This window comes from Larkinella terrae, from assembly GCF_009668025.1.
GTDB classification, from domain to species: domain Bacteria; phylum Bacteroidota; class Bacteroidia; order Cytophagales; family Spirosomataceae; genus Larkinella; species Larkinella terrae.
Window position 1 is genome coordinate 269,847 of sequence record NZ_WJXZ01000012.1, and the last position, 12,596, is coordinate 282,442.

Genomic DNA, 12,596 nt, shown 5'->3' on the forward strand with positions numbered 1-12,596 from the left:
CCGATCGCCGGAGTTACTTTGTTTGTTCAATGATCGTTCAGCTGAGGTATCCCCTTGAAAACCACTGATAAACCATTGACGGGCAATTAATCGAGCAGACTAGAACCTCTAAAACTGTGGCCGTTCTGTGATTGCAAACGAACAATTGAATATAACCGATACGCTAACGCAGGAAAAAATCCTGCAAGATTATCGACTGGCTTGTGAAAGCCGCCACGCCAGCCTGCTGGGTCGGCGTGAGGTGATGGGGGGACGAGCCAAGTTCGGCATCTTCGGCGACGGCAAGGAAATTGCCCAGCTTGCAGCCGCTCATGCCTTCCAGGCCGGCGATTTTCGGTCGGGCTATTACCGCGATCAGACGTTTGTAGTAGCCCTCGGTGAACTTCGCTGGACCGAATTCTTTGCCCAGCTTTACGCCCACACGGATGTTGAAGCCGATCCCAATTCCGCGGGTCGTCAAATGAACGGTCACTATGCCACCCGCTGGCTCGACGACAACGGTTTGTGGCGCAATCAAACCGAACTTTATAACTCCGTTGGTGATATTGCCCCGACGGCAGGCCAGATTCCAAGATCAATTGGGCTGGCCTACGCATCGCGGCTGTATCGTGAAAATCCCCATCTAAATCTTTTGACGACATTCTCCCGAAATGGTAACGAAATTATTTTCGGAACTATCGGCGATGCGTCAACGACACAGGGAATGTTCTTCGAGACCATGAATGCCGCCGGAGTTTTGCAGGTTCCGCTGCTGATGTCGGTCTGGGATGACGGCTACGGAATTTCCGTTCCGGTGGAATACCAGACCACGAAAGCCAGCATCTCGAAAGCTCTCGCCGGTTTTCAACGAACGGATACCGAAAAAGGCATTGAAATCCTGACGGTAAAGGGCTGGGATTACCCGGCGCTGGTTGAAACCTACCAGAAAGCCGCCCGCATCTGCCGCGAAGAGCACGTACCGGTACTGGTTCACGTACAGGAAGTTACGCAACCACAGGGACATTCAACCTCCGGTTCGCACGAGCGCTACAAAACCCCCGAACGGCTGGAATGGGAGCGTCAATACGATTGTAACCGGCACTTCCGCCACTGGATTCTGGAGAACGGTTTTGCCAGCGAAGATGAACTGGATACCATTGAACGGGAAGCCGCCCGCGTCACCAAAGCCGCTCGTCAGGAAGCCTGGAATGCCTATCTGGCTTCGTTAAAAGACGATTTCGATGAGGCCATGCACCTGTTGCAACTGGCCGCCGAAACCGCTAAAAACGGCGAACCGATTGCCCAGCTTCGGGCGCAATTGCGAACGACTCACGTACCCATCCGCCGGGACGCCGTCGCGGCCGTCAAACGGGCATTGCGGTTTTTACGGACCGAAAATACGGAAGCCAAACAGGGCCTGCTGGCGTGGCTGAACCGCACAACCATCGAAAACGAAGAACGGTATAGTTCTCATTTATACAGTCAATCGCCGGATTCTCCCCTGAAAGTGACGCCCGTTGCCGCCCGCTATTCCGACGACAGTCCGCTGATCGACGGGTACCAGCTCATGCAGCGGTATTTCGACAGTCTTTTTAACCGCGATCCGCGCGTGGTGGCGCTGGGCGAAGATGTCGGACTCATTGGGGATGTGAATCAGGGCTTTGCCGGTTTGCAGGAAAAATACGGCGAGCTGCGCATCACCGACACCGGTATTCGCGAAACCACCATCATCGGGCAGGGCATTGGCATGGCCATGCGCGGGCTGAAACCGATCGTCGAGATCCAGTATTTCGATTATGTTTTTTACACGCTGGCGACCCTGACGGATGACCTGGCGACACTGCATTACCGCACCAAAGGCGGGCAGAAGGCGCCGGTCATCATTCGAACGCGCGGGCACCGGCTGGAAGGCATCTGGCACTCCGGTTCGCCCATGAGCGCGATGGTCAACAGCCTGCGCGGATTGCACGTTCTGGTTCCGCGCAACATGACCCAGGCCGCCGGTTTTTACAATACGCTCATCAAGGGCGACGACCCGGCGCTGGTAGTCGAATGCCTGAATGGGTATCGGCTCAAAGAGCGGTTACCGGAAAATCTGGACGAATTTTGTGTGCCGCTGGGCGTGCCGGAACTCCTGCGCGAAGGAACCGACATCACCATTGTGACCTACGGCTCGATGTGCCGGATCGTGCTGGAAGCCGCCGAACAGCTTCGCCAGTTTGATATTCACGCGGAAGTTATTGATGTACAGACGCTATTGCCGTTCGACCTTTCACATTCCATTGTTGAATCCATCAAAAAAACCAGCCGGGTTCTGTTTGCCGACGAAGATCTTCCGGGTGGCGGTTCGGCCTATATGATGCAGGAAGTGGTTGAAAAACAAAACGCTTACCGCTACCTCGATTCCGCACCGCGCACGCTGTCGGCCAAAGCGCACCGCCCGGCCTACGGTTCCGACGGTGACTATTTCTCCAAGCCCAGCACGGAAGATGTTTTCGATATCGTATACGAATTAATGAACGAAGCCGATCCGATGCGTTTTCCGAAATTATATTGAGAGGAAAAAGCCGCGACGGCGGACCGTTTAGACAAGAGATAGGAGACTTCTATTCAATCTCGTGTCTCTTGTCTAACTTCTCTAATCTGCACCAAAATGAGTCAGTACTTTAAAGATATACAGGAAGGCATCCAGACGACGCTGACGGGTTTAAAGCTGACGTTCAGGCACTTGCTGGCAGCCCGCCAAAGCCGGAAACCGATCAATGTTCAGCAGCCGGATTATTTCGGGCAGGAGGGCGGAATCGTGACTCTTCAATACCCGTTCGAAACGATTCCGGTGCCGGACAATGGGCGCTACCGGCTGCACAATGAAATGGACGATTGCATCGTCTGTGATAAATGCGTTAAAGTTTGTCCGGTCGACTGCATCACCATCGACGCCATCAAAGCAACGGAAGAAGTCGGCAAGGCCTCGGATGGTTCGCCCATTCGGTTGTATGCCGGCAAATTCGACATCGACATGGCAAAGTGCTGTTATTGTGGCCTTTGCACCACGGTTTGCCCGACGGAATGCCTGACGATGACGAAAACCTACGACTTCAGCGAGTTTGAATTAGGCAATATGACGTATCATTACGCCAATCTGACGCCCGAACAGGCCGACGAAAAGCGTAGTTTGTATGAACAGTTTGTCCGGGAAAAAGAAGAAGCCAAGGCCCGGCAAGCCGCAGCGAAAACCGCTCCAACGGTTGCACCAACGCCGGAAGCTCCGAAAAAACCAGTCTTCCGACCCGGTTTAAAACCGATACCCAAACCGGCGGAATCGGAGGCTACGTCAGGGGCACCACAACCCGCGTCCGAACCGGTTGAAACCGCTCCGGCTGCAGAAGTTCCGGCACCCAAACCACGCCCGGTTTTCCGACCGACGCTGAAAACACCCGCCAGTCAGCCGCCCAGCGAAGAGCAAAAACCGCTGACCGAACAGAATTCAGCAGGATCAGCGGCCGAACATCCGCTCACGGACGTGACGCCCGACGAAGCAGAACGCATTGCGATGGAAGGGTTGGAAAAACCGGCTACTCCGACGCCCGCGCCCCGCCCCGCTTTCCGCCCGACCTTAAAACCAAAAACCGCTCCGCCAGCGGAAGAACCGAAAGCGGAGGAAACTGCGGCTGAAAGGCCCAAACCGGTTTTCCGCCCGACCTTAAAGCCCAAAACCGCTCCGGAAGCGGAAGCAGAAAAACCCGCTGCATCAGAAACAGAGCAGAAGGAACAAAAACCGGTAGCGGCAAAACCCGTTTTCCGACCAACCTTAAAACCCAAAACCGCTCCGCCAGTTGAAAATGCAAAACCGGCGGAAGTCGCGGAGGAAAAACCGGCAGAAGAAGTAAAACCCGTTGCGGCAAAACCGGCTTTCCGGCCCACCATGCGGCCCAAAAACGCTCCAATTCCGGCCGCTGAAGAACCCAAACCGCTGGAACCCATTGGCGAAGTTCCCACTATTCCGGAACCATCCGAACCATCGGTGGACGAGCCAAAACCGGCGGAATCCGCTAAACCGCGACCGCCTTTCCGGCCCACGATGAAACCGAACCTCCCCCCAAAAGACGAATCATAATCATCAAGAAAATCAGTTAAATCAGTGGTCCAGATCGTTTTTTATTTATTCATTCTGTTTACCCTCGGCTCAGCGCTGGCGGTTTTGCTGACCAAAAATGTGCTGTATGCGGCTTTTTTCCTGCTGCTGACGCTACTGGGGGTTGCAGGTTTGTTTGTGCTGGCGGGAGCTGATTTTCTGGCGGTTTCGCAGATTATGATTTACATGGGCGGGGTGCTGGTGCTGGTTATTTTCGGGGTGATGTTGACGCACAAAGCCGATGCGCCCCAAACCGATTATACGCAGCCCAACACCATCCTGATCAAACACCGCAGCTGGCTGTGGGCGCTGGTGATCGCGGGCGGCATTTTCAGCGTCTTGTATACGGCCCTGGTGCGGGGGAATTTTGTGCTGCTGGGCCAGCGGGAAGTCTCCTATCGCTCAACGGTCGATACAATTGGACGGCTGCTCATGACGGAGTATTTAATCCCGTTTGAAATCGCCGGGGTGTTACTGCTGGTCGCACTCATTGGCGCAACAACTATCGCGGCTTCGTCACGAACCAACTAATGCTATGGAAATCAATTCCGGTTTATTTCTGCTCGTCGGAGCCGCGTTGTTCAGCATCGGGCTGGCCATTGTGATCCTGAAACGGCACGCCATCATGGTATTGATGGGCATCGAACTGATGCTGAACGCGGTCAATCTGAACCTGATTACGTTCAGCCAAAATGACCCCGTTCGGCTGCAGGGGCAGTTATTCAGCCTGTTTGTTATGATTGTAGCAGCCGCCGAAGCCGCCATTGCCCTGGCGATTATTCTGCAGGTTTACCGCCATTTCAAAACCGTTCAGCTGGATGATCTCAATGAGCTGAAGAAATAGCACCGACGGACCGGTGAGCAGGCGTATTTTTAATCGCTCCCATGCCGCCTTCCACGTTGATCAGGTTATCAAACCCTCTGGCTTTCAGAATCGAAGCCGCCACCATCGAGCGGTATCCGCCTGCGCAATGAATAAAAACCGGGCGGTTTTTGTCGATGGCCGCCATGTGGTCATTCAACGAGTCCAAAGGCACATTATTCGCACCTTCAACGTGCTCGACGGCAAACTCGTCGGATCTGCGCACATCCACAACTGTACCCTGCGTGTACTGGTCGGCGAACTCTTCCGCCGAAACTGACGCAATGGTATCCACTTCTTTTCCCACTCTCGTCCACGAGGCAAAACCGCCTTTCAGGTAACCGATGCTGTGATCATAGCCCACGCGGGCCAGCCGCAGAACGGTTTCTTCTTCCAGCCCGACGGGTGTCACCAGCGCGATGGGTTGTTTTAAATCCGAAATCAGCGCGCCAACCCAGGGTGCAAACTGTCCGTGCAATCCAATATTGATCGAATTCGGGATGAAACCTTCCGCAAACTCCTTCGCGTCGCGCACATCCAGCACCAGCGCACCGGTTTCGTTGACGGCATCTTCAAACTCATCCGGCGACAACGCATGTGCTCCGCGTTCCATCACGTCGTCGATGGCATCGTAGCCCTCCTTGTTCAGCCGGGCGTTTTCCGCAAAATAAGCCGGTGCTTTGGTCAGTCCGTCGAGAACCGCTTTGACAAAATCTTCCTTCGACTGCACCCGGAGTGCGTAATTAAACCGCTTCTGATTCCCGAGCGTGTCGGTGGTTTCCTTGCTCATGTTTTTCCCGCAGGCCGACCCGGCCCCGTGCGCCGGATACACAATCACGTCATCTTCCAGCGGCATAATCTGAGTGTGCAGGCTATCGTATAGCATTCCGGCCAGATCCTGCTCGGTCAGGTTGCCTTTGATCGCCAGATCCGGACGGCCCACGTCGCCGATAAACAAAGTATCGCCTGTGAAAATGGCGTGGTTTTTCCCGGTTTCGTCAATCAGCAGATACGTCGTCGATTCCGGCGTGTGGCCGGGCGTATGCAGGGCTTTGATGGTTATTTTTCCCAGTGTAAATACCTCACCGTTTCGGGCGTGATGCGCTTCAAAACGGGTTTGGGCGTTCGGGCCATACACGATGGTGGCACCGGTTTTTTTGGCCAGATCAATGTGTCCGGAGACAAAATCGGCGTGGAAATGGGTTTCAAAAACGTATTTGATGCGAGCTCCGTTGCGTTCGGCTTTTTTCAGGTAGGGAGCGGTTTCTCGCAGGGGATCGATCACGGCCGCTTCGCCCTCACTTTCAATGTAATACGCTCCCTGCGCCAGACATCCGGTATACAATTGTTCAATAATCATAAGTTACCAAGTTCTTTCACGAGAATAAAAACCGCCACTGCCAGCACCAAACCGCCAAAACTTCGCTTTAGGAGAATAGGTGGGATGAACCGGGAGAGGTAAACTCCCAGAACGATTCCACCCATTGAGAAAGCCGTAAATTTGAGCAAAAGCGGCCAATTCAAGTCGTTTCGGTGCAAATCGCCCAGAAAACCGACGATGGAATTGACGGAAATAATCAATATGGATGTGGCAACGGCCCGTTGCATGGGCAAACCGGCCAGCAAAACCAGCATCGGCACAATCAGAAACCCGCCCCCGGCACCAATGGTTCCCGTCAGCACGCCAACGCCCAGCCCGTCCAGCGCCAGCAAAACCAGGCGGGGGGAACCCGCATCGTTCTCTTCCCGGTTGCGCTGCCGAAGCATGGCCAGTGCGGCCATGATCATCACAAAGACGAAAAAAAACAGGATCGATTCGTTCTTGGGAAATGAAAAGGAATGATATCGAAACAGCGGATCGGGCATGGCAGGTACTAAAAACCGCCGGGTGATGAATACCGAGAGAAACGAAGGTATGGCAAAAGCCGCCGTTACGGTAAAGTCAATCTTCTTTTTGAAAGCATACTCCACCGAACCCACCAGCGAGGTTGCTCCGACCACAAACAACGAATACGTAGTAGCCATAATTGGCTGAATATGAAAAAGATAAACAAAAATAGGCACCGTCAAAATCGAGCCTCCACCTCCTGTCAATCCAATCACCAGTCCGGCAAAAATGGCCGCCGTATACCCCGCTAGCTCCGCAATGCTCATGTCCCGGTTGGGATTTTTTGCAAAACTACGGATCATAAACGAAAAACTCCTAATCTCGGTAGAGTATTAGGAGTTTTTCGTTTTTCAGTTATATGGTATTCGGTGCTATTCTCTGCCAGGACTAATGCGTTCAATTAATGGCGAATAACGAACGCGTCATCCGTAAACTGAAAACCGGTTACCGCAATCAGGAACGCAGCTTGCTATGGTAACGACCGTAGGCGAAGTAAACCAGCAGACCGATGCCCATCCAGACGATCAGGCGCGTCCAGTTTTCCCAACCCAGGCTCAGAATCATCGAAAGACAAACGATAGCTCCCAGTGGGCATACGATCATGTACAGGGGTGTTTTGAACGGCCGGGGCAGATTTGGATCGGTTTTGCGCAAAATCATAATCCCGATGCAAACCAGAACGAAGGCAAAGAGGGTTCCGATGCTGGTCATGTCACCCACAACGCTGTCCGGAATGAAAGCCGCAAACAGGGATACAAACACAAAAAATACCCACTGTGAACGGTAAGGCGTTTTGTATTTGGGGTGCAGTTTGGAGAAAACCGCCGGTACCAGCCCATCTTTGCTCATGGTGTAGAACACGCGGGTTTGTCCCAAAAGCATGACGAGAATCACGGACGAAAAACCGGCCAGAATGGCCACCGTCACCATCGATGCCAGCCATTCGTAACCCGGCATGTAATGCGTGATGGCGTACACCACCGACGCTTCTCCCCCCTGAGCGATGAAATCTTTGTAGGGAGCAATACCGGTCAGTACGTGCGAGAACAGGATGTAGAGCGCCGTACAGATGGCCAGCGAAACCAGAATACCAACGGGCATATCTTTCTGCGGATTCTTGGCTTCCTGCGCGGCCGTTGAAACCGCATCGAAACCAATAAAAGCAAAAAATACAATACCGGCGCCCCGCAGAACCCCCAGCCAGCCGTGGTTGAGCGGATCGGCGTAGTTGTGTACCTGCCCGGTGCTGAGCGTAGCGGTTCCGGCATCGGCCGGAATCAGGTAGGGAACGTGGTTAGCCGGGTTGATGTATTTCCAGGCGCAGCCGATGATCAGCAACACGATACTTACTTTGACGATCACAATGACGTTATTGAAGGTAGCCGACTCCTGGGTGCCACGAATCAACAACAAACTCAGCATCAGGAGAATAAAAACCGCAGGCAGGTTAATAATTCCGTGGACACCCGCTTCTCCGGCATACATCCCCAAGCCATCACTCACCTGAAAGGGCGAGTGACACCATTGATAGGGTATATGAAACTTGAAAAAGTCGTAGAAAAGGGCATTCAGATACTGCGACCAGCCAATCGAAACCGTAGCCGCCCCCAGCGCGTATTCCAGCACCAGATCCCAGCCGATAATCCAGGCAATAAACTCGCCCATCGTGGTGTAGCTGTAGGTATAGGCGCTACCGGCAATCGGGATCATTGAAGCAAATTCGGCGTAACACAACCCGGCGAGCGCGCAGGCAAAGGCAGCAATGGCAAATGAAATCGTTACACCCGGCCCGGCGTGGCCGCCCGCTGCGGCTGCAGTCCGGACGAATAAACCGGCCCCGATGATCGCACCAATTCCTAAGGCGATCAAATTTGTTGAACTTAAAGTTCGCTTCAACGTGCCCTCCTGACCACTTCCGGGCTCATCCGAGGTCTCTGCGATGAGCTTCGAGATCGATTTCTTGGCCCAAAGTTGGCTTTTGGAATGCGTTGTTGTTTTGGTAGCCTCCATAAATAACCGAATAAAATTTTACGGATTAAATGTTTTGCAAAATAACGCTTTTGTCGTCTTAGACAATGAATGAAACCGAAAATTAAAAAAGGGATAAAGACAACGCCGGTCTTTATCCCTTTTTCCAAATTGAAACCTTACGCTTTGGCGCGGGCGGTTTTTCCGGTTGCCGGCAATTCCGGCGTTGCGGGGGTGTCGAGTTGATCGCGGCTCAGCGCATCGACCACAATCGGCGTCGCCACAAACAGCGAAGAATACGTTCCCACGATAACCCCGATCAGCATCGCGAACGAGAAACCGCGGATGGTTTCACCACCGAAGAAGAACAACACGATCAGTACCAGCATGGTGGAAAGACCGGTTACGGCGGTCCGGCTCAGCGTGCTGTTCAACGCATTGTTGATGATAACCGGAATACTTTCTTTCCGGCCTTTCGTATCGTTCAGGTATTCGCGAACGCGGTCAAAGACAACGACGGTATCGTTCATCGAATAACCCATAATCGTCAGCAAGGCCCCGATAAACGCCTGATCGACATCGAGCGAGAAGGGCAACCAGCCGTTCCCGATCGAGAAAATGGCCAGAATGATCAGGACGTCGTGGAACAGGGCAACTACTGCACCATAGCCAAAAGCCAGTTTCTTAAACCGGATCAGGATGTAACAGAACACCACCGCCACGGCCAGCAAGATCGACCAGAGGGCCGAGTAAATCAGGTCATTGGCGATGGCCGGACCTACTTTCTGCGAACTTTCGATGGAGCCTTTATTTCCCTGAATTTTAGCCAGACCGCTCAGCAGTTTCGCTTCAGTTTCCTTATCCGATTCCGGAGTCGTTGCATCGGCCAGGTAGCTGGTCGTAACCCGAACCTGATTGGCCCCGCCAACGCCCGTACCACCGTACGTTTTCACTTCGAGTGAACCCGGCAACTGGTTTTCCAATGCATTCCGAACGTCGTCGGTGCTCACGCTTTTCTCGAAACGAACCACGTAGGAACGTCCGCCTTTGAAATCGACGCCCAACCCAAATCCTTTGATAATCACCGAAATAATACCCAATGCGATGATGGTTGAGGAAATCGTGTAGTACAGTTTACGACGTGAAACGAAATCGAAGGCCGAATCTTTGAAGAGGTTTTTCGACCAGCTCGTACCGAACGGCAGCGTTTTGCCATTTTTTACGTACTGCTCCAGAATGATCCGGGTGATGAAAATAGCGGCAAACAACGACGTCAGAATACCGATTACGAGCGTGGTGGCAAAGCCCAGAATCAGACCGGTTCCGAAAATAAACAGAATCACCCCGGTTAACAGCGTCGTTACGTTCGAGTCGATGATCGACGAATACGCATTCGTAAAACCGTCGGCAATGGCTTGTTTAAACGGTTTTCCCAGCGCCATTTCTTCCTTGATCCGCTCGAAAATCAGTACGTTGGCATCGACCGCCATACCAATCGTCAATACGATACCGGCAATACCCGGCATGGTCAGAACCGCGCCCAGCGAAGCCATGATGCCCAGCAGGAAGAAAAGGTTCACAAACAGGGCCAGGTCAGCAATAAAACCGGCGCTGCCGTAGTAGGCAATCACGAAAATCAGTACGATGATCAAACCAACCACCGACGAAAGCACCCCGGCCGAAACCGCTTCGGAACCCAGCGTTGCACCCACAACTGCTTCCTCCACAATGTTGGTCGGCGCAGGTAACTTCCCGGCTTTCAGGATGTTGGCCATATCCTTGGTTTCTTCCACCGTGAAGTTTCCCGAGATGCTGGAGCTCCCGTTCGGGATCTCGTTCTGAACCGTTGGCGCCGTATACACCAGGTTATCGAGGATGATGGCAACCGGCCGGTTGATATTGGCCGCCGTCAGCGCGCGCCATTTGCGGGCACCTTCGGCATTCATGCGCATGGTTACTTCCGGACGGCCCCGGTCGTCGTAGTCGTTGGTCGCGTCCACAATCACGTCACCTTCCAGAGGAGCTTTACCCGCCGGTTTGCGAATGAAATACAGCGGCAGGATTTCCTTGTTGTCGTTGGTCACGATCGGTTTCCGATCCCACATCAAAGCGGCATCCACCGGGAACAGCGCTTTCACGTTGGCGCGGCTCAAAATATCGTTCGCCCGGGCGGTATCTTTTAGGTAAACACCCAGCTGGTTCTGCGAAATGGGCACGAACAAGCTCGTCAGAGCGGCATTTTGGGCCGCTGATGCCGACGTATCTTTCTTGGCGGTGTCGCCTTTCGCAGCCTGGTTTTTCTGGGCCAGCTGAGCCGCCAGCGAGTTGTCTTTTTTCGTGGTATCGGTCGTGGCAGTCGCCGTTGTTCCGGCACCTTTCAGCGCAGCCTGCTTCCGTTCGGCTTCCATCTGCACAAGGTAAGCGCCCAGTTGATCGAGACCTCCGGCCACATCGTTCAGGGTATACACTTCCGCAAATTCCAGTTTAGCCGCCCCCGACAGCAGTCGGCGAACCCGCTCCGGATTGTCGACGCCCGGTAATTCGATCAGAATCCGTCCCGAGCCCGGCAACCGCTGAATGTTCGGGTTGGCAACCCCGAATTTATCGACCCGCGCCTGAATGATCTGGAACGCCCGGCTGATGGAACCGTCAACTTCGTCGTTGATCAGTTTCCGAACTTCGGCATCCGACGACTGGAAGTTGATTTTTCCGCGGTTGGCGCTATTGGCAAAAATCGTCGCGAGTTTCGTGTTGGGCGCTACTTCCTTGTAAGCACTGATGAAATTATCCACAAATTTCGACTGGCCCGCTTTCTGCGATTCCAGCGCTTTTTTCAGCGCCTGCTCGAATTTCGGGTCGCGGGTTCCCCCGGCCAGACCGCGCAGGATTTCGGAAGGCGATACTTCCAGAACCACATGCATACCGCCCTGTAAGTCAAGGCCCAGGCCCAATTCGCGGGTGGTTACTTCCTCCAGGGTATTACCCAGGTAAACCGGTTCTTTCCAGAGGGAATCGATGTAGTGCTGTTTTTTGGAGAAATCGATACCCTTGGACGTAGTAGCGTAGTTGGTCGCGTCATTTTTAATACTGTTCGACACGAACGTAAACGACAGATAGTAAATGCACAAAAGTGCAATTACACCCGTCAGAATGAGTATTCCGACTCGGTTTTGCATTGAAAATTAAGAAAGAGAGATAAGATATGAGATTAAAGAATAAAGAGAAATGGGAGAGTTGGAAAATCATCAGACACCGAAAAACCGCATTCTATACGGCTATAGTTCTATTGTCTCTTGTCTATACTCTCACTTCTGAAAAGAACATCAGGGTGCATTAATGGCAATGTGATGCCCGAAAACGTAGCAGAAAAACGAAAAATAAAAGTAGGGAATTTCAAAATGCCGGGGAATTACCGTTTGTTTCAGGAAAAAAAACAGAACGGGCGGAGGCAGCAAATAAACCGTTTGCGTAAACCCAAACGTCAGCGCAGGCGTCACAACCGCATCAAACGACGTCGCCTGGACAATGACCTCCTGGGCATTGCCGGTCGATTTTTCGTTTTTCGGCTTTTGAACAGTTTGCTTTACCGGAAGTTGTTCAACAGGCAGCCACGAAGGCCCGCCCGATGCAACCAGTAACAGCAGCCCGGTCAGAAAGAGGCTCGTTAAACGGATAAAGTCGTTTCGCTGTTGCTTCATAGATGGTTTATATCGGTTCGCCGAAGCGGGGAACAAATTTCGTGATAGTTCGGGAAGAAAGCAAAT

The 12,596-nt window shown here is 53.0% G+C and carries 9 protein-coding genes; 4 read left to right on the forward strand and 5 right to left on the reverse strand.

What is annotated here, in order from left to right:
* The first annotated feature begins 127 nt into the window (after window positions 1-127).
* The 4 genes from GJJ30_RS19580 to nuoK all read left to right on the forward strand — a co-directional run bounded on the left by GJJ30_RS19580 (window position 128) and on the right by nuoK (window position 4,958).
* Window positions 128-2,536 carry an alpha-ketoacid dehydrogenase subunit alpha/beta gene (locus tag GJJ30_RS19580; RefSeq protein ID WP_310588336.1) on the forward strand — a complete coding sequence of 803 codons (2,409 nt, stop codon included), beginning with the start codon at window positions 128-130 and terminating at the stop codon, window positions 2,534-2,536.
* A gap of 96 nt (window positions 2,537-2,632) precedes the next feature.
* Window positions 2,633-4,096, forward strand: coding sequence for a 4Fe-4S binding protein (locus GJJ30_RS19585; RefSeq protein ID WP_154176868.1), 1,464 nt, complete (start codon window positions 2,633-2,635; stop codon window positions 4,094-4,096).
* Window positions 4,097-4,120: 24 nt separating this feature from the next.
* Entirely contained in the window at window positions 4,121-4,645 is a 525-nt protein-coding gene (locus GJJ30_RS19590) for an NADH-quinone oxidoreductase subunit J family protein (RefSeq protein WP_310588337.1), read from the forward strand.
* A 4-nt stretch (window positions 4,646-4,649) separates the two neighbouring features.
* Window positions 4,650-4,958 (forward strand): NADH-quinone oxidoreductase subunit NuoK, encoded by a 309-nt coding sequence (gene nuoK / locus GJJ30_RS19595; protein WP_154176869.1) that lies wholly within the window; start codon window positions 4,650-4,652, stop codon window positions 4,956-4,958.
* Here the strand turns inward: nuoK and GJJ30_RS19600 are convergent.
* From GJJ30_RS19600 to GJJ30_RS19620, 5 genes are all read right to left on the reverse strand, one after another.
* Complete coding sequence (locus tag GJJ30_RS19600; RefSeq protein WP_154176870.1) at window positions 4,939-6,336, reverse strand: MBL fold metallo-hydrolase; 1,398 nt, start codon at window positions 6,334-6,336, stop codon at window positions 4,939-4,941. The genes nuoK and GJJ30_RS19600 overlap by 20 nt on opposite strands.
* The gene (locus GJJ30_RS19605; RefSeq protein WP_310588338.1) at window positions 6,333-7,166 is read right to left on the reverse strand and encodes a sulfite exporter TauE/SafE family protein; all 834 of its coding nucleotides are present in this window, start codon (window positions 7,164-7,166) and stop codon (window positions 6,333-6,335) included. The genes GJJ30_RS19600 and GJJ30_RS19605 overlap by 4 nt, the downstream gene beginning before the upstream one ends.
* A 151-nt stretch (window positions 7,167-7,317) precedes the next feature.
* Complete coding sequence (locus GJJ30_RS19610) at window positions 7,318-8,733, reverse strand: amino acid permease (RefSeq protein WP_310588339.1); 1,416 nt, start codon at window positions 8,731-8,733, stop codon at window positions 7,318-7,320.
* Window positions 8,734-9,011: 278 nt separating this feature from the next.
* The gene (secDF, locus tag GJJ30_RS19615; RefSeq protein ID WP_154176872.1) at window positions 9,012-12,008 is read right to left on the reverse strand and encodes a protein translocase subunit SecDF; all 2,997 of its coding nucleotides are present in this window, start codon (window positions 12,006-12,008) and stop codon (window positions 9,012-9,014) included.
* A gap of 147 nt (window positions 12,009-12,155) precedes the next feature.
* A complete protein-coding gene (locus tag GJJ30_RS19620; protein WP_154176873.1) occupies window positions 12,156-12,530 on the reverse strand; it encodes a hypothetical protein in 375 nt (124 codons plus the stop codon).
* Window positions 12,531-12,596: the final 66 nt, after the last annotated feature.

What these genes read in the sequence shown, in the direction of transcription:
- GJJ30_RS19585 (WP_154176868.1), top strand. Translation starts at nt 2,633, where the DNA reads ATGAGTCAGTACTTTAAAGATATACAGGAAGGCATCCAGACGACGCTG.
- nuoK (WP_154176869.1), top strand. Translation starts at nt 4,650, where the DNA reads ATGGAAATCAATTCCGGTTTATTTCTGCTCGTCGGAGCCGCGTTGTTC.
- GJJ30_RS19600 (WP_154176870.1), bottom strand. Translation starts at nt 6,336, where the DNA reads ATGATTATTGAACAATTGTATACCGGATGTCTGGCGCAGGGAGCGTAT.
- GJJ30_RS19605 (WP_310588338.1), bottom strand. Translation starts at nt 7,166, where the DNA reads ATGATCCGTAGTTTTGCAAAAAATCCCAACCGGGACATGAGCATTGCG.
- secDF (WP_154176872.1), bottom strand. Translation starts at nt 12,008, where the DNA reads ATGCAAAACCGAGTCGGAATACTCATTCTGACGGGTGTAATTGCACTT.
- GJJ30_RS19620 (WP_154176873.1), bottom strand. Translation starts at nt 12,530, where the DNA reads ATGAAGCAACAGCGAAACGACTTTATCCGTTTAACGAGCCTCTTTCTG.